Genomic DNA, 15,716 nt, shown 5'->3' with positions numbered 1-15,716 from the left:
CTCCTAACTTTTATAAGCAAGGGCAAAGCGTTCAATTCCAGCTAAATCAGCATGAATTTGAATCTTACAATAGCTACCTTGATTTTGCAAAAGTTCTCGTACTGCATCCGCCTGTCCTGCCATCATCTCAATCAACCACACGCCACCCGGTTGCAAATAACTAGGGGAGACTTCTATCAAATGGCGAATGCAATCTAAGCCATCACCGCCACCATCCAAAGCTAGATGTGGTTCATGGTTAACTACTTCTGGTTGCAAACTAGGTAAGGTGCTGGTGGGTATGTAAGGGGGATTCGACACCATACCACTGAACTGACCTTTTAAGAATGCCAGTGGCTCCCACCAGGAACCTTGATAAAATTTAATCCGGTCAGCAAAACCCAAATTATCGGCGTTGGTTCGTGCGATCGCCAGAGCTTCTAAACTGTAATCAACTGCATGAATTGTGGCTTTTGGCAAGACATCTGCTAATCCCAGTGCGATCGCTCCACTCCCAGTACCCAAATCTGCCCAGTGTCCTGAAGCACTGCTAGCAGATGCTGCCGCTAAATCAATTAAGCACTCTGTCTCTGGTCGGGGAATCAAAACTGCACTTGACACCATGATTTCAAAGTTACGCCAAGGTGTAACTCCCGCAATATACTGCACTGGCAAGCGGTCATTTAATCGCCTTTGCCACAACTGGTCTAACTCTTCTAAAGGCAATTGCAGCTGAACTTGCGGCCAGTTTTTAAAAGACTCCAAACGCAGTGCCAAGCGGTCTAAGCCAGCAATTTCTAAGAGCAGCCAATCTACCTCTCCTGGTGGAACATCAGTGGCGATCGCTGCTTCAAGAGCTGCATTTCGCCACTGCCAAAGTTGTAAACCAGAAACTATCAGATGTTTCTCCCCCATACCTCAACCTTGGAACGCATATCCGTTATTTTTTCGGAGCGGGCGCAGCAGGCTTGGCAGCTGGTGATTGATTCGGCGAAAGGGAGCGAATAAAATTGATCGACTCCCGTGATGGATAGAGAACAATTTTATTGATGCTAGGATCGCTGCTGCTATTGAGAGCCTCCATAACACCGTACAAATCCACTACCTGAATTTCAGTGTTTTCTGCTTCCTTTGGCACGGCTTTCTTGAATTCGTCTAACAAAGCCACTGCTTGCTCTTTCTCAAAAAAGAAGGGGATGTACCGCTCGTTACCTTTGGCAACGGGAATGGTCAGATAGCTATTATCTTTCTTAAATTTGGGTACAAATAAGGGAATACCATTAAATTGCTCCCCTTTTTTACCATTTTGATTGAGCATACTTGTCGCCGAGGCTACTTGTTGTTGCGTCGGGACTAAAGTATAAATTACTGAGTCTGGTTTCTTTTTGCTTTCTTGGACTATTTTATAGTAGTCTGCCAGAGACAAAGGTCTAACCTGTAGGGTGCTTGCCAACTGGGGATTTTCTTTTTTGAGCCGATTGTCAAGGAATTTTTGAGCATCTTGCTTGCTAATAAAAAATCCTACCTGTGAAACCGGCTTGGATGCGTTGTTTCTGGAAAGAACTACGAATTCGCCTTTCGGATTGGTAAGCGTGAATACAGGTACTTCTTGGAGCTTTTTAACTACTTGATCTTGTGGCAACGCGATCGCCTCTAGATTGCCTATTCCTGGTAGATTGCCGATTCCTGAAAGCCCAGTTAAAAATACACTGCCAGCTATACCCAATGTTGCGCCCAAGCGAATAAATGATTTCATGACTGCTCCTCGCATCAATAGTCCAATTAAATTAAACAAATGGTTGGATTTCCACAGCACCAACTAGCTTTAGTTATATAGCAATCTATTTCAGTTGTGAAAAATTCATTGTGCGCGTTGAGGTTGAGTGTTAAACGTCAACGGTCAAAATCCAATGTTCCCCAACTGTTCCCCAACTATTTAGGGTTGCTATAGTATCGTTTTCAGAAATTGGCTGTGTTAACGTTGTGTTTTTCTCGGTTTAGCTCCGCTATTCACCGCGAAACGCCGTAGATGCCTATTATATGTCTTCTCAAACAGTGAAAAGTCTCTCCATCTCTCCGACCTTGGAGATGATAAATGCCATTCTATCGGCTTTTTCTAATATCGGGTGACGCTATTACTTAATCAATCGTTCCATCATAAGATTGGTTTAATATCTTCTCAAATATATACAAAGTTCAGTGTCAGAAATAACTTACTGCTTAAAAACTAAATTTGCCTGTTAGGCTTTAACAACTAACGCAACAGCAGAACAGCCTAATTGATATCCTCGGTAAAAACACGCAATTAAACTACATGTATAAACAAAAAAAACCAGTTAATCTGCTTTAACTCTTAACTATACTAATTAAATCGGGATGACAGGATTTGAACCTGCGGCATCCTGCTCCCAAAGCAGGCGCGCTACCAAGCTGCGCTACATCCCGGTTAGACTTGTCCACTTTTTTGGTTTGCTTTCAACTCCCCATCAAAGCGATCGCACTTTTTACAAGGCATTAATTTAATTATATCAGATAAAACGGCTTATGCATAATATCTTTTATCTTCTGCAAAGACGAGCTAGATCACATCCTTACACTGATAAAGGTTTTTTTGCCGACTTAGTTTTACAAGAGATATACTTGTTTGTTCGTCGGCTAAACCTTGTCAAACCAAATTAAAGTAATAGATTTGTACTAATATACCTGATTTTCTTGTGCGAATCGGGTTTTATTTGGATTGAGCGCTAGTGAGGATACCAGAACATGCCTTTGATGCCTTCTGGATCAGCCATAAACCCCATAGTTCGGTAGAAATCTACAACATGTGGGTCAGCAAAGAGAGTGACATTACTAATTTCTTCACTCCTAAGTTTTTTGAGAACGTATTTCATCAGCGCCTTACCCAGTCCTTGACTTTGAAAGTCTGGGTGAACCACCACATCCCAAATTGTGGCATTAAACGCGTGATCTGAGGTAGCACGTGCAAAACCAATGAGCCGCTTTTGGTTTCCTCTCACCTGCCACATTGAGGCGACGAGAAAACTATGCTCAATAGCTTTTTTCACTTTTCTTAGAGGACGACGCGACCAACCAACTGCATCACAGAGTTCTTCTAGCTCATATAGGTCAATGTCTCGTTCCGTGCTAAAGACGATCCGAGCCTCTTTTGAAGAAGCTTCGCTAATGCTACTGGAGTTGCCCGCAGCTGCCGCTGTATGCTCTTCAAAGGGGTTTGTCCTAGTTGTCGCTATAGATTCAGGAGTACTAAACCAAGTTTTCCAAAAACCCATGCCAACGTGGTTCGGGTAGTATAACTGAATTGGTTTCCACTCTCAGGAGTGTTGATTCATGTTTAACATAGCTACCCCCATTTACTACCCTTTACACTCAAAGTTTTTCGGTTGTTTTCGGGATTTGTAATGGTAACAGCCAGTTAAAGCGTGTTTCACACCAATCATTTTCAACTTTAGCATTTTGTTGTAGAGGCTAGGAGAAATTCATCAAAAGGGAAGGATAATAAGTAATTCAAAATTCAAAATTCAAAATGGAAAAACCTAATCCTGGGAATTACTCGTATAGAGCTTAAATGCACGTTAGCTTAGGAGTGAATTGTATACAAGGGATTGGGCATTAGGCATTGGGTATTAAGAACACTCTATTTCTTGTCCTCCCAGTCCCCAATTCCCAGTCCCCCATCCCAGCCCTCAATCCCCAACACCCAGTCCCCAGGTGACGAAAGCAAGCGAGTCTTACCCTTAACAATGGCTTCTGGTTTAAAATCTTCGACACTGGAACTCCTAAAGCGCTTTAACCGAGCGTTTCCCCAGTTTTATGAGCAATTCGTCAGCAGTGAAATTCAACTGCAAAATTTGCGGCTAGCCTACCGTCTCTATAAAACTAGACGCGCTGTGATTGAACTGAAACCGGAAGGTAGCAAAAGTGCCCTGCATTTTGCTTACCGCAACCAGTCTTTTCTCCTCAGCGATATTTTTGGTGTACTAGCAGCTTATGGGTTGACTATCCACGGTTTGAGTCTATACGGTCAGATCCGTCCGCCAATGTTAGTTTTTATCAAACTTTTGGTGTCTCGTGGTAGTAAAGCCTTGACCGAGAAAACCGCAGAAAATGTCTGTCGCGCCATTCGCGAGGCTTTGGGAGGTCGGTTTGAGGTAGAAGAGATGCTGGCAGTAGAATTCAATCTTGACACTGGCTTAGAACAGGTACAAACTGAGTTTTATGTCGATCCGGTCTTTCATCTCCCCGCACTAGTGATTGAAGCCGATAATCAACCAGGATTATTCTACAAAGTGATGTACGCTATCTGGCAGGAAGACCTTTTGGTAGTCAATGCCAATTTACTAGTTTGGCGCGGACGTACACGGCTAATTCTCTACTTGTTGGGGCCAAATGAAAGCCTCATTCCTGAATATCTGGGTCACAAAATTGCTGAAGGAGTGCGACAGAGGTTGCTAGGTAAATGAAAAAAGTGAGGAGTTATGAGTTAAATAATTCGTAATGACGCTCCTGCGTCGCTAACGCTGCGCTAACGTAATTCGTAATTAAAAATTAATAATTCCTCACTCCTAATTTTTAACTCTTCGCACTCCGTATTTAGTCGCACCCGCCCTTAAGGGTACGATATTAAGTATGGCAACTATCGAAATCTTGGGCGTTCCACACGCATACGAGCTAACGGCTCCCACTTCCTGCCCCCATGCTTTAGTATTTATCCACGGTTGGCTTAATAGCCGTGGATATTGGCAACCTGTGATTTCCCGCCTATCAGATGATTTGCAGTGCCTTTCCTATGATTTGCGGGGTTTTGGTGAATCGCAATCCCAGGTAAAAACTGATTTTAGTCGAGCACAAACGTCTCTGAGCCTGACGCCCATCTCCAGTAGTGCGGTTGGCTCACCTTTCGATTCTATTTACACTCCTGCTGCCTATGCTCAGGATTTAGCAGTTCTTCTGAAACAGCTGAATATTAAGAGTGCTTGGCTAATTGGTCACTCGTTGGGTGGGACGATCGCTCTTTGGGGAGCAGACCAAATACCTGAGTGTGTTAAGGGAGTTATCTGTATCAACGCTGGCGGTGGTATCTACCTCAAAGAAGCCTTTGAGCAGTTTCGCTCGGCGGGTCAGAAATTTTTGCAAATCCGCCCGCGCTGGTTGTCCCAAGTGCCTTTGATTGATTTGCTGTTTACTAGAGCGAGTGTGGCTCGTCCTTTAGACCGCTATTGGGCACGTCAGCGGGTAATTGATTTCGTCGTGGCTGACCCAGAAGCGGCTCTGGGAACTCTGTTAGACTCCACAACCGAAGAAGAAATCAATCGTTTACCGGAGCTAGTATCCCAACTGAAGCAGCCAGTTTATTTTTTGGCTGGCGCAGAAGACAAAGTTATGGAACCCAAGTATGTGCGCCATTTAGCTAGCTTTCACAGACTGTTCCAATATTGTGCTGACAATGTTTTGGAAATTCCTAATTGCGGACATCTGGCTATGTTGGAACAGCCGGATGCTGTAGCTGATCACATCCGGTCAATAGTCAATGGCAAAAGTCATTAGTTATTGGGGATTGGAGATTGGGGATTGGGGATTGGGGATTGGGGATTGGGCTAAACGCCCCGCTATCTATGTACAGTAATCATTAGTCAATACTCTTGAGGGTCATTGTTCATTGGTGGTTACACAATGACAAATGACAAATGACAAATGACAAATAACTACTCAATAGTTTGATACAACTTCATCACCTGAGTGAGCGCTAACCTAGACTCAACCCCTAGTGTGAGGGGCGATGTATGACCACGGGATAGATGGTCAGCGGCGGCACAGCCAATCATGGCGGCGTTATCGGTACAGAATTTTAGAGGTGGGAATAGGACGCGTAGGTTATGTTCAACGGCGGCGGCTTGGAGATTTTTTCTCAACCCGCTATTAGCTGCTACACCGCCACCAATGGCAATTGTGTCTAGACCATAGTCTAGGGCACAGGCGATCGCTCTTTTGGTCAGCGATCGCGCTACGGTATCCTGAAAGCTAGCTGCTACATCTGCTACTGGCACTTGTCCACCATCTTTCTCTAACTGCTGCACTAAACGCAAGACAGCTGTTTTTAACCCACTAAAACTCGCATCATAACGATGAACCCCCCCACCAGGTAGAGAAACTTTTCCTTCCGGTAGGGTAAAAGCTTGAGAATTTCCCTGTTGTGCTAACTTGTCAATCACTGGCCCACCGGGATAACCCAGCTTTAACAATCGCGCCACTTTATCAAAGGCTTCACCCGCTGCATCATCACGAGTTTGTCCCAATGTTTCGTAGCTACCACAATTTTTGACATAAATCAAGCTTGTATGTCCGCCTGAAACTAATAAACTAAGGAAAGGGGGATTTAAAGTTGATTCGCTTAAGTATGTTGCATAAATGTGACCTTCGAGGTGATGAACTCCCAAAAATGGCTTGTTGTGTACCATCGCTAGGGTTTTAGCAGCAGTCAACCCAACCAACAGCGCACCTACAAGTCCAGGGGCACAAGTGGCGGCAATTGCGTCAATTTTTCCCCAGTCTAGTTGGGCTTGCTCTAAGGCTTGAGCGATCGCTTCATTGATTGTTTCCAAGTGCTGGCGAGACGCTACTTCTGGCACTACCCCACCATACTGCTGATGGACTGGAATTTGCGAGGCTACGATACTGCTACAAACTTTACGATTGTTAACAATTGCGACGGCTGTTTCATCACAACTGGTTTCTATTGCTAAAACGGTTGTCATTTCTTGAGTGCTGAGTGCTGAGTCCTAAATAGTGGAGAGAAAATCTTGCTTCTTTACTACCCTACAACAACAATTCTTCTACTCAGCACTCGGAACTCAGCACTCGGCACTAATTTTGGTTGAGAAGCTTTAACTTTTATTTACTTAAACTTTACTCGGTTCCCACCCAAGAGTATGATGACTTCCTAGTTATGCAAATAAACAACTGTACAAGCCGCTTCGTTTTGTACAAAGAACTTCTTGTTTTGTAATAAAAGGAAACAACTCTATGCGACGATTGTTTGCTTTGATGTTAGCGATTAGTCTTTGGTTCAATTTTGCTCCCCCAGCACAAGCTTTAGGGGCTAATTTGACACCGTGTAAAGACAATCCCGCTTTCCAAGAGCTAGCAGCTAATGCCCGTAATACCACCGCTGATCCCCAATCAGGGAAAAAGCGGTTTGAGCGTTATTCTCAGGCGCTGTGCGGTCCTGAGGGCTACCCCCACTTGATTGTTGATGGTCGTCTAGATCGGGCTGGTGACTTTTTGATCCCTAGCATTCTGTTTCTATATATTGCTGGTTGGATTGGTTGGGTAGGTCGTGCCTATCTGCAAGCAATCAAAAAGGAATCTGACACTGAACTCAAAGAAATCCAAATCGATCTTGGTTTGGCACTACCCATAATCCTCTCAGGTTTTGCTTGGCCAGCAGCAGCAGTCCAAGAACTTCTCTCTGGAAAGTTAGCAGCCAAGGATTCAGAAATCCCCGTTTCTCCACGCTAAATCAGCTTAACTAATTCATTCGTTTTGGAGACTAAATTCATGGCAGACAAAGGCGATCAATCATCTTATTTGATTAAATTCATTTCCACAGCACCTGTGGCAGCTACTATCTGGCTGACAATCACAGCAGGTATCTTGATTGAATTCAACCGCTTTTTCCCCGACCTCCTTTTCCACCCACTGTCATAAGTGTCAAATGGGATTTAGGACAGTTGAATGTCTTGTGTTTTGCCTAGTATTGTATAGTTGATGTATTCAGCTTAATTAGGCAGAATTATCACCAAAATATGCAGCAAAAATAGTTTTTTGAAACTCGTGATTCTGTTTACAGATCGCGAGTTTCACAGTTTTAAAACTAGCTAAATTAATTTTTCTAAACTTCCTAGCAAAAAGACATCTTTAGCCACAATTATTATTAATATAAAAATGCCACCATTTTAATTTAGAGGCTAGAACATAAAATATGGCACAAGCAGTAGATGCATCAAAGAATCTTCCCAGCGATCCAAGAAATCGGGAAGTTGTTTTTCCCGCATTCGGCGATCCTCAACTAGGTAACCTAGAAACCCCGGTTAATTCTTCTCCCTTGATCAAGGGATTCATTAATAATTTACCTGCCTATCGGGCAGGTTTGACTCCTTCCAGACGGGGTTTAGAAGTTGGCATGGCTCATGGTTACTTACTATTTGGCCCCTTTGCCAAATTGGGTCCACTGCGAGACACAGGTAATGCTAACTTAGCTGGATTATTGGGAGCTATAGGCTTGGTTGTTGTACTTACAGCTTGTCTATCTCTGTATTCCAATAGCAATCCTCCCAAAGCACTTCCTAGCGTTACCGTACCCAACCCTCCAGCAGATGCTTTTAACTCTAAAGAAAGCTGGAATAACTTCGCCAGTTCTTTCTTGATTGGTGGTATTGGTGGTGCAGTAGTTGCTTACTTTTTGACTAGTAATTTGGCACTAATTCAAGGTTTATTTGGTTAATTACTAGCAGTTAGGAGTTAGGAGTTAGGAGTTTAAATTTATAACTTCTAACTCCTAACTCCTAACTTATTTAAACAAAACCATTTCAATGTCATTTAAAGCAGTTTCAAAATCGTCATTAACGATTTGAATATCAAATTCATCTGCGGCTTGAATTTCTTCTTGGGCGCGGAGTAGACGACAGGCGATCGCTTCTTCGGAGTCTTGGGCACGAAAACGGATTCGTTTCTCTAATTCATCAAAGGAAGGCGGTAAAATAAAAATGCTGAGGGCGCTGGGGAAGGAAGCACGAATTTGTCTTGCCCCTTCTAGTTCAATTTCCAACACCACCAACTTACCGGAATGAATTTGGTTAAGTACAGCTTCACGGGGTGTGCCGTAATAGTTACCAGCAAACTCTGCCCATTCTAAAAATTCACCTTCAGCAACTAATTGTTCAAACTTGCTGCGGCTAATGAAGTAATAATTCTTACCATCAATTTCCCCTGGACGGGGAGAACGTGTCGTCACGGATACGGAATAATAGAGTTCTGGATGACGCTCTAGGAGCGATCGCATTAAAGTACCCTTACCGACCCCACTGGGGCCAGTTAAAACAATTAACCTGCCTAAATGTAAGCATTCTTCGGTAGTAGCACTACTCTGGATGGGTAAAACTGGCATCATCCCTTCAACCTGTGAATCAATCAATAGATATTATTCATTAGTGTTGTGTTCTTGGTCTAGTCCACTAGTGACTAAAGAATTTGTAGCAAGAGTGACAGAAAGCTTGTCTAATTCACATGTTACTGCCGATACGGTGCAAATAAAAATGGGATTTGGGATTGTTAGTTTACTGTTAGTAGTCCACCAAAGCAACTTTGCTAGGCAGCCAAAAATTTGACAAAACAAAAGAAAACACTTGTCTCTACTCCCTACTCCCCACCCTCACCCAGCAAATTTGGGTTGTTTGAGTACTAGTCAATTATCTACAGTTTGATGTTCACGGGAAATCACAAAGCGATTTGCTACCGTTTCCGGCTGAATCGCTGAGAGAATTACGTGGCTGGAATCGGTGATAATTACAGCCCTAGTCCGACGACCGTAAGTTGCATCAATCAGTTGGCCTCTGTCCCGTGCATCGGTAATAATCCGCTTAATCGGGGCAGACTCTGGACTGACAATGGCAACTACTCGGTTGGCAGACACAATGTTACCAAAGCCGATGTTGATTAACTGAATGTCCATAAAAAAACTGTCGCTAAACGCGGTTTGAGAAGCTTGAAATAAACTTATCCTCATGTTATCGCCAAAAAACAGGAGTTACAACGCTTAAATTCAAGCCAGTCTGAGATTTTAAATAATGTCTGCTTTTTTTAGCTGTTTATCAGCTATTTTTCCTCAAAATCTTCCCAAAGACATAGGCGAAATTTCACTGATTCAAGCTAGTTGGGTGATGTACATTTATTTTGTTTGAAATAAGTATCTGAATCGAAAATTGATGGAGAGCAAAATCGATTGGAAGAGTCTCGCTTCAACTACGCTGGCTCAGTACAATCTCAGTGCAGCTCAAGTAGTATTCTTGGGTCATAGCGAAAATGTGACGTTTTGCGTTGACACTCGGAATAATCAAAATTTGGCGACATCTAAAGAAAATGATGAGCAAGGGTTATTTCTTCTCCGTATCCATTATCCGATCACTAAGTTCCGCGATCGCATTTAGCAACAAAATGCCGTCATTAGACTTCTTGCAAAAGTCGGGGAAAAGGGTAAGGGGTAAAGGGTAAAGAAACTCAAAATTCTTTCCCTTTAACCTTTACCCTTTTCCCTAAGAGTGCAAAAACATATTTTTGCAAGAGGTCTATTGAGTCAGAACTCATGTGGCTGACTGCGTTGCATAGAGATACGGATTTGGTCGTCCCATACCCCGTGTAGAACCTCAGTTGCAGTTTTATTACCTCTGCTGCAAGGGTTCAATTTTTTCTCCTCAATTTACAGCACGCAACCGTCGTACACTTCCAGCTTGACAATCGCGCAACCAAGCTTTAACTCCTTGGGCAACAGTACCCTTACTACTATCGCGTGGTGGGGATAGTGGCTGCTGTGCTGAATAGGAACCAGTTTGAGAAAACATCATTACTAGTTGCCAACCACTTTTAGTTTTAGTCAACAACAGCCAGTGAAATTGCTGCAATTCTACAAGTTTCTTTCCTATGTACTGCCGTTCTAAGGTAGTAAAGAAAACTTGCTCAATTCCTGATGCAGAGCTTTTAGGTGCGTCTGCACTATATTCTTCAAGGTTAAGAGGCAGAGGAGTAAACTCAGGTCTTCCTGCCACTAGCATATAACTATAAACATCACTGCTTCTACTGAGGCGGCGGGCGCGTTGACTAGCGCGATTTGTATAACTAGGCAAATCTTGCAGTAGTTGTGTAGTTAATGTTTCTAAATTTTGCTCAGAACACAAAGACTTCACGCCAGTATTAACATTTTCCCTTTGTGCTAGCACCAAAGGTTTAGAGGAGAGGTTTGTCGATAACGCTGGGTAAGTAAGGCTATGTGATACTAAAACCCAGAAGCCACAAACTAAAAGCCAACTATAATTTTTCTTCCTGAGCGAAGGCGCAAGATTATTCTCCCCTACACCCTGCACTCTATCCCCCAGTTTCTCACTGACTCTTAGCTTCATGCCACCGTGGTTAACTCCTCAGAAATCCTTTTCCAGGCTAACTCAGGCTCAGTAGCAGTAGTGATGGGACGCCCAATTACTAGGTAATCTGCGCCAGCTTTAATGGCTTGCGCTGGGGTGAGCGATCGCTTTTGATCTGCATTATCTGCCCAAGTTGGTCGTACTCCCGGACAAACTAGCAAAAAGTCATTTCCACAAGTTTGTCGCAACTGCGCCACCTCTTGAGGTGAACAAACTGCCCCATCCAAACCAGATTCTTGAGCCAGCAGTGCCATTTCTAGAGCATATTCTGGCAATTCCAGAGGTATTTTTAAATCAAATGCCAACTGCCTAGCAGAAATACTTGTTAGCAAAGTAATAGCAATTAACTTTGGTGGTTCTACACCTGCTTTTACAGCCCCTTCCTGTGCCGCCTCAGTTGCGGCTTTTAGGGCATCTCTACCAGCAGTAGCATGAATTGTCAGTAAATCCACTCCGTATCTAGCTGCACTCCGGCAAGCACCAGCAACGGTATTGGGGATATCATCAAACTTTAAATCCAAGAAAATGTGCTTTTGCCGGGACTTTAGTTCTTCTAGGATTTTTGGGCCAGTGCTGGTAAATAACTCTAAACCGACTTTCCACCAAACCACTTGAGGTAGCTGATCTATAAGAGCGATCGCACTTTGCTCATCCGGCACATCCAAAGCCACAATAACTCGTTGTTCTGCCTGTTCACCATTCCCCATTCCCTACTCCCCATTCCCATTTAAGGTACTAAGCGCACAAACTTATTTTTTCCAACTTGTAAAACTTTACCTTGTAATTCATTAGGAGAATCGAAAGTGGTATCAGCATCAGTAATGCGATCGCCATCTAAGCGCACTCCACCCTCTTGAATTTTCCGCTTTCCTTCACCTGTACTTTTGCACAAGCCACTGACATTGAGAATATACGCTAACTTAGTAGGAAATTGCTGTACGCCAGCTAGCGAAAATTCTGGAACTGCGCCTTCCTTACCGCCGCTTTGGGCTGCTTCTTTGGCCTCTTGGGCTGCGGTTTCGCCGTGATACTGTTTCACAACTTCCCATGCTAGAAGTGTTTGGCGATCGCGGGGATTTTCTGGCAGTTGATCCAAAGGTAAATCCGTCAACAGTTCAAAATACTGCTCCAGCAGATGATCGGGAACTCCTTGCAACTTTTGATACTTTTGCCCTGGGTGTTCTGACAATCCGATATAATTACCTAAAGACTTAGACATTTTTTGCACCCCATCCGTGCCAATCAAAATTGGCAACAGCATCCCAAATTGGGGCTTTTGACCAAAATGGCGCTGCAAATCTCTGCCTACAGCAATGTTAAATTTCTGATCAGTCCCACCTAATTCCACATCTGCCTCAACTGCAACCGAATCAAAACCTTGCATTAACGGGTACAGGAACTCATGGATGAAAATCGGATTCTCTTTTTTATAGCGATCGGCAAATCCTTCCTTCGCCAACATCTGTCCCACTGTCATCGTGGAGAGCAACTCTAAAATTTTCTCTAAGTTTAGTCCAGAGAGCCATTCGGAGTTATAACGCACCTCTAACCTTCCTGGTGTGTCAAAATCCAAGATAGGACGTACTTGATCAAGATAAGTCTGAGCATTTTGCGCCACGTCTTCTTCTGTAAGCTGACGACGCACTTCAGACTTACCAGTAGGATCGCCAATCCGCGCTGTAAAATCTCCAATAATTAAAACTGCTGTATGACCTGCATCTTGAAAACCTCGCAGTTTTCGTACTGGTATGCTATGACCTAGATGAATATCAGTACCCGTTGGGTCAATCCCCAATTTGACCCTCAAAGGTTGGTTTGTAGTTAGTAAGAGCCTTTCTAAACTTTCGCTGTTAACATCAGCTGATTGTGGGAAAACTTCTACTACACCACGACGCAGCCAAGCAAAATCTGGTGTCATACTAAGAGACTCATTATTAGCTACGTTTTGCACACTAGAAGTTAAGTTGGTTATAAACACTTGCAATTTATCCACTTTCTCATCTGCCAAACTACTATAATTGCAAAAAATTAACCGCCTTGCTTCACCCAATCAATTACAGTTAAATTTACAAGTGAGGAAGTGAAATAGCCGTGTCGTCGTCTAGGACTTTTGAAGATAAACAGCCACAGCGTCGGGCTTCATCAGGTTTTGAGTTTTTGAAAGGAGTTGGTCAGGTAACTGGCGGTACTCTCCTCTCAATCACCATGCTGGCAAGTTCCATTGTAGCCGGAGGACTGGTTGGTTTAGCCATCAGTTTCCGTAATTTGCCAGATGTGAGACAGCTACGTAACTTCTTTCCCTCAGAAACTACTTACATCTATGACGTTAAGGGTAAACTTTTAACGAGTATTCACGGGGAAGCTAACCGAGAAGTCGTACCCCTAGATAGAATTTCCCCGAATCTCAAACGGGCGGTGTTGGCAAGTGAAGATAGCCACTTCTACGATCACCACGGTATCAACCCCACTGGTGTTGGACGTGCCGTAGTCGTTAACGCTGTAGCAGGTGGAGTCAAAGAGGGTGGCTCTACCGTTACTATGCAATTGGTAAAAAACCTATTTTTGTCTCGCAAGCGTGCCTTTACCCGGAAGTTAGCGGAGGGGGTGCTAGCAATTCGGTTAGAGCAAATTCTCACTAAAGATCAAATTTTAGAAATGTACCTCAATCAAGTTTATTGGGGTCATAACAATTATGGTGTACAAACAGCGGCCCGCAGTTACTTTAATAAATCAGCAGAATATTTAAGTTTGGGTGAGTCAGCGATGATGGCGGGTTTAATCCAAGCACCAGAAGAATTCAGCCCGTTTGCGAGTATGAAACTGGCAAAACAAAAGCAAAAAGAAGTGCTGGGACGGATGCTGGAATTAAGCTGGATCAACCAGTCAGAGTACGACAGTGCCCTCAAGCAAGAAATCAAACTTGGTAGAATCAAATCTTTTCAAGGTAGTGCCCTACCCTATGTAACTAATACTGTGGCGCAGGAGTTGGCTAAGAAATTTGGGCGTGAGACACTACTCAAAGGCGGGATGCGGGTACAAACTACAGTTGACGCCAACTTCCAAATGATGGCAGAGGAAACTGTCGGTAAGTGGCATAAATCGCTGCTTGGGCAGGGATTATCTAAGAATCAAATCGCCTTGGTGGCAATTGATCCGCGCACGCATTTTATTAAAGCACTAGTGGGCGGTGTAGATCCTAAGACCAGTGAATTCAATCGTGCAACTCAATCTCAACGGCAGCCTGGATCTTCTTTTAAACCCTTTGTCTATTATGCTGCTTTCGCTACTGGTAAATATGGGCCGGATTCAACGGTGGTAGACTCTCCAGTTAGCTATCAAGATGGTAGTGGTCGCTACTCTCCCAGAAATTATGATGGGGGTTTTAGCGGGCCTATGCCAATCCGCACAGCTTTAGCCCAGTCGCGCAACATTCCCGTGATCAAGATTGGTAAGGCTGTTGGCATGAATAGAGTGATCGAAATTTGCCGTACCTTGGGAATCATGAGTCCAATGGAACCTGTTACCTCCCTACCTCTGGGTGCAATTGGTGTCACTCCCCTAGAAATGGCTAGTGCTTATGCTACCTTTGCTAATTATGGTTGGCAATCTCCACCAACTGTAATTGCTCGTGTCACCGATAGTAGTGGTAACGTCTTACTAGATAACACCCCTAAACCCCAGCTAGTTCTAGACCCTTGGGCATCAGCAGCAATCATCGATGTGATGCGAACGGTAGTTACTAATGGTACTGGTAAAGGTGCTGCGATCGCTCGTCCAAGTGCTGGGAAGACGGGTACAACTTCCTCAGAAAAGGATATTTGGTATGTTGGCACTGTGCCACAACTAACAACTGCTGTCTGGGTGGGGAGGGACGACAACAGACAATTAGCTAGTCGTGCGACGGGTGGCGGTATGGTTGCTCCCATCTGGAAAGATTTTATGGAGAAAGCACTTAAGAACGTACCAGTAGAAAACTTTAAGTCACCTTCCCAGTTTTCTCGGCCCAAGTCACAATAATTTTGGCTTTTGGGTTGCACCTTTTGTGCGCTTTCACCACAATTTGGATTTTGGATTGACAATTAATCCAAAATCTAAAATCTAAAATTGACTAAGCCTGTTTCTCTAACTCGGCTTTCATCCTTTCTAAAGTGAGGTGCATTTGGTCAAACATTTGTTGCGGAGTAACACCGAACTGACCTAATTGTGTTTTCAGTTGTTCTACTGTCATTTGTGCCATAAAGTCTTCCGATAGCTCGAAGCGCTTCATAAAGATGCGATATCGATCCATCATGGCTTCCATTTGCTCAATAAACAGCTTTTTGCCATCGCGGTCAAACTTGCCGTAGTTGTTACCAAGCTTGATTAGCGCTTGATAATCCTCAAACAGCTGCTTTGCTTCTTGCTGAACTATCTCAGAATCGAAGAATCCCATATTGCTTATATTAAACTGAGTGTCCAGACTCAGTAGCTTAATAGTTTTACTTCTATTTATTATTTTAGTCTAGGGGAGTAATCTAGTGACAAAGC

General features: G+C 43.6%; 17 protein-coding genes and 1 tRNA gene. 7 read left to right on the top strand and 11 right to left on the bottom strand.

Translation table 11 applies throughout. From position 1 onward, the window contains the following. Window positions 1–3: 3 nt before the first annotated feature. The 4 genes from prmC to ACWATR_RS11110 form a co-directional block, all read right to left on the bottom strand. A complete protein-coding gene (gene prmC, locus ACWATR_RS11125) occupies window positions 4–894 on the bottom strand; it encodes a peptide chain release factor N(5)-glutamine methyltransferase (protein WP_460332226.1) in 891 nt (296 codons plus the stop codon). A 25-nt stretch (window positions 895–919) separates the two neighbouring features. Beyond that, window positions 920–1,735, bottom strand: coding sequence for a Tic22 family protein (locus tag ACWATR_RS11120; protein WP_420758686.1), 816 nt, complete (start codon window positions 1,733–1,735; stop codon window positions 920–922). Window positions 1,736–2,350: 615 nt separating this feature from the next. Beyond that, window positions 2,351–2,424 (bottom strand) — tRNA-Pro (locus tag ACWATR_RS11115). Window positions 2,425–2,723: 299 nt separating this feature from the next. Then, window positions 2,724–3,269, bottom strand: a complete 546-nt coding sequence (locus ACWATR_RS11110) for a GNAT family N-acetyltransferase (protein WP_069070095.1) — start codon at window positions 3,267–3,269, stop codon at window positions 2,724–2,726. Between the two features lie 471 nt (window positions 3,270–3,740). Between ACWATR_RS11110 and ACWATR_RS11105 the strand changes: the two genes are divergently transcribed. After that, entirely contained in the window at window positions 3,741–4,460 is a 720-nt protein-coding gene (locus ACWATR_RS11105) for a hypothetical protein (protein ID WP_012410214.1), read from the top strand. A 166-nt stretch (window positions 4,461–4,626) separates the two neighbouring features. Continuing rightward, window positions 4,627–5,544 (top strand): alpha/beta fold hydrolase, encoded by a 918-nt coding sequence (locus ACWATR_RS11100; RefSeq protein ID WP_460332224.1) that lies wholly within the window; start codon window positions 4,627–4,629, stop codon window positions 5,542–5,544. Window positions 5,545–5,702: 158 nt separating this feature from the next. Here ACWATR_RS11100 and tsaD read toward each other — a convergent pair whose 3' ends face one another. Then, complete coding sequence (tsaD, locus tag ACWATR_RS11095; protein ID WP_460332222.1) at window positions 5,703–6,752, bottom strand: tRNA (adenosine(37)-N6)-threonylcarbamoyltransferase complex transferase subunit TsaD; 1,050 nt, start codon at window positions 6,750–6,752, stop codon at window positions 5,703–5,705. A 268-nt stretch (window positions 6,753–7,020) separates the two neighbouring features. On the opposite strand from tsaD, the gene ACWATR_RS11090 reads away from it, so the two are divergent. The 3 genes from ACWATR_RS11090 to ACWATR_RS11080 all read left to right on the top strand — a co-directional run bounded on the left by ACWATR_RS11090 (window position 7,021) and on the right by ACWATR_RS11080 (window position 8,500). Next, a complete protein-coding gene (locus ACWATR_RS11090; RefSeq protein WP_181931928.1) occupies window positions 7,021–7,515 on the top strand; it encodes a Photosystem I reaction center subunit III in 495 nt (164 codons plus the stop codon). Window positions 7,516–7,554: 39 nt separating this feature from the next. Further along, window positions 7,555–7,704, top strand: coding sequence for a photosystem I reaction center subunit IX (gene psaJ, locus ACWATR_RS11085; RefSeq protein WP_179067568.1), 150 nt, complete (start codon window positions 7,555–7,557; stop codon window positions 7,702–7,704). Window positions 7,705–7,978: 274 nt separating this feature from the next. Continuing rightward, the gene (locus ACWATR_RS11080; RefSeq protein WP_181931927.1) at window positions 7,979–8,500 is read left to right on the top strand and encodes a photosystem I reaction center protein subunit XI; all 522 of its coding nucleotides are present in this window, start codon (window positions 7,979–7,981) and stop codon (window positions 8,498–8,500) included. A 66-nt stretch (window positions 8,501–8,566) separates the two neighbouring features. Here the strand turns inward: ACWATR_RS11080 and gmk are convergent, their stop codons facing one another. Further along, complete coding sequence (gene gmk, locus ACWATR_RS11075; RefSeq protein ID WP_460340339.1) at window positions 8,567–9,163, bottom strand: guanylate kinase; 597 nt, start codon at window positions 9,161–9,163, stop codon at window positions 8,567–8,569. Between the two features lie 297 nt (window positions 9,164–9,460). Beyond that, window positions 9,461–9,727 (bottom strand): extracellular matrix/biofilm regulator RemA, encoded by a 267-nt coding sequence (gene remA / locus ACWATR_RS11070; protein WP_041233849.1) that lies wholly within the window; start codon window positions 9,725–9,727, stop codon window positions 9,461–9,463. A gap of 253 nt (window positions 9,728–9,980) precedes the next feature. On the opposite strand from remA, the gene ACWATR_RS11065 reads away from it, so the two are divergent. Next, complete coding sequence (locus ACWATR_RS11065; protein WP_460332219.1) at window positions 9,981–10,202, top strand: hypothetical protein; 222 nt, start codon at window positions 9,981–9,983, stop codon at window positions 10,200–10,202. Between the two features lie 264 nt (window positions 10,203–10,466). On the opposite strand, the gene ACWATR_RS11060 is transcribed toward ACWATR_RS11065, so the two are convergent. From ACWATR_RS11060 to tyrS, 3 genes are read right to left on the bottom strand one after another with little or no spacing between them, the layout of a single operon-like run. Further along, window positions 10,467–11,168 carry a hypothetical protein gene (locus ACWATR_RS11060; RefSeq protein ID WP_460332217.1) on the bottom strand — a complete coding sequence of 234 codons (702 nt, stop codon included), beginning with the start codon at window positions 11,166–11,168 and terminating at the stop codon, window positions 10,467–10,469. Then, complete coding sequence (gene pyrF, locus ACWATR_RS11055) at window positions 11,165–11,896, bottom strand: orotidine-5'-phosphate decarboxylase (protein WP_460332215.1); 732 nt, start codon at window positions 11,894–11,896, stop codon at window positions 11,165–11,167. The genes ACWATR_RS11060 and pyrF overlap by 4 nt, the downstream gene beginning before the upstream one ends. A 20-nt stretch (window positions 11,897–11,916) precedes the next feature. Then, window positions 11,917–13,107, bottom strand: a complete 1,191-nt coding sequence (gene tyrS, locus ACWATR_RS11050; RefSeq protein WP_460340336.1) for a tyrosine--tRNA ligase — start codon at window positions 13,105–13,107, stop codon at window positions 11,917–11,919. 173 nt (window positions 13,108–13,280) lie between these two features. Between tyrS and ACWATR_RS11045 the strand changes: the two genes are divergently transcribed. Beyond that, on the top strand, window positions 13,281–15,206 hold the full coding sequence (locus tag ACWATR_RS11045) for a transglycosylase domain-containing protein (RefSeq protein ID WP_460332213.1): 1,926 nt from the start codon (window positions 13,281–13,283) through the stop codon (window positions 15,204–15,206). A gap of 91 nt (window positions 15,207–15,297) precedes the next feature. Here ACWATR_RS11045 and ACWATR_RS11040 read toward each other — a convergent pair whose 3' ends face one another. Then, window positions 15,298–15,621 (bottom strand): DUF1825 family protein, encoded by a 324-nt coding sequence (locus ACWATR_RS11040; RefSeq protein WP_012410226.1) that lies wholly within the window; start codon window positions 15,619–15,621, stop codon window positions 15,298–15,300. Between the last annotated feature and the right edge of the window lie 95 nt (window positions 15,622–15,716).

This window comes from Nostoc sp. UIC 10890, assembly GCF_054786515.1.
This window is presented reverse-complemented; position numbering and strand designations above follow the sequence as displayed.

Coding starts and splice junctions, on each gene's coding strand:
- prmC (WP_460332226.1), bottom strand. CDS start 894: ATGGGGGAGAAACATCTGATAGTTTCTGGTTTACAACTTTGGCAGTGG.
- ACWATR_RS11120 (WP_420758686.1), bottom strand. CDS start 1,735: ATGAAATCATTTATTCGCTTGGGCGCAACATTGGGTATAGCTGGCAGT.
- ACWATR_RS11110 (WP_069070095.1), bottom strand. CDS start 3,269: ATGGGTTTTTGGAAAACTTGGTTTAGTACTCCTGAATCTATAGCGACA.
- ACWATR_RS11105 (WP_012410214.1), top strand. CDS start 3,741: ATGGCTTCTGGTTTAAAATCTTCGACACTGGAACTCCTAAAGCGCTTT.
- ACWATR_RS11100 (WP_460332224.1), top strand. CDS start 4,627: ATGGCAACTATCGAAATCTTGGGCGTTCCACACGCATACGAGCTAACG.
- tsaD (WP_460332222.1), bottom strand. CDS start 6,752: ATGACAACCGTTTTAGCAATAGAAACCAGTTGTGATGAAACAGCCGTC.
- ACWATR_RS11090 (WP_181931928.1), top strand. CDS start 7,021: ATGCGACGATTGTTTGCTTTGATGTTAGCGATTAGTCTTTGGTTCAAT.
- psaJ (WP_179067568.1), top strand. CDS start 7,555: ATGGCAGACAAAGGCGATCAATCATCTTATTTGATTAAATTCATTTCC.
- ACWATR_RS11080 (WP_181931927.1), top strand. CDS start 7,979: ATGGCACAAGCAGTAGATGCATCAAAGAATCTTCCCAGCGATCCAAGA.
- gmk (WP_460340339.1), bottom strand. CDS start 9,163: ATGCCAGTTTTACCCATCCAGAGTAGTGCTACTACCGAAGAATGCTTA.
- remA (WP_041233849.1), bottom strand. CDS start 9,727: ATGGACATTCAGTTAATCAACATCGGCTTTGGTAACATTGTGTCTGCC.
- ACWATR_RS11065 (WP_460332219.1), top strand. CDS start 9,981: ATGGAGAGCAAAATCGATTGGAAGAGTCTCGCTTCAACTACGCTGGCT.
- ACWATR_RS11060 (WP_460332217.1), bottom strand. CDS start 11,168: ATGAAGCTAAGAGTCAGTGAGAAACTGGGGGATAGAGTGCAGGGTGTA.
- pyrF (WP_460332215.1), bottom strand. CDS start 11,896: ATGGGGAATGGTGAACAGGCAGAACAACGAGTTATTGTGGCTTTGGAT.
- tyrS (WP_460340336.1), bottom strand. CDS start 13,107: ATGACACCAGATTTTGCTTGGCTGCGTCGTGGTGTAGTAGAAGTTTTC.
- ACWATR_RS11040 (WP_012410226.1), bottom strand. CDS start 15,621: ATGGGATTCTTCGATTCTGAGATAGTTCAGCAAGAAGCAAAGCAGCTG.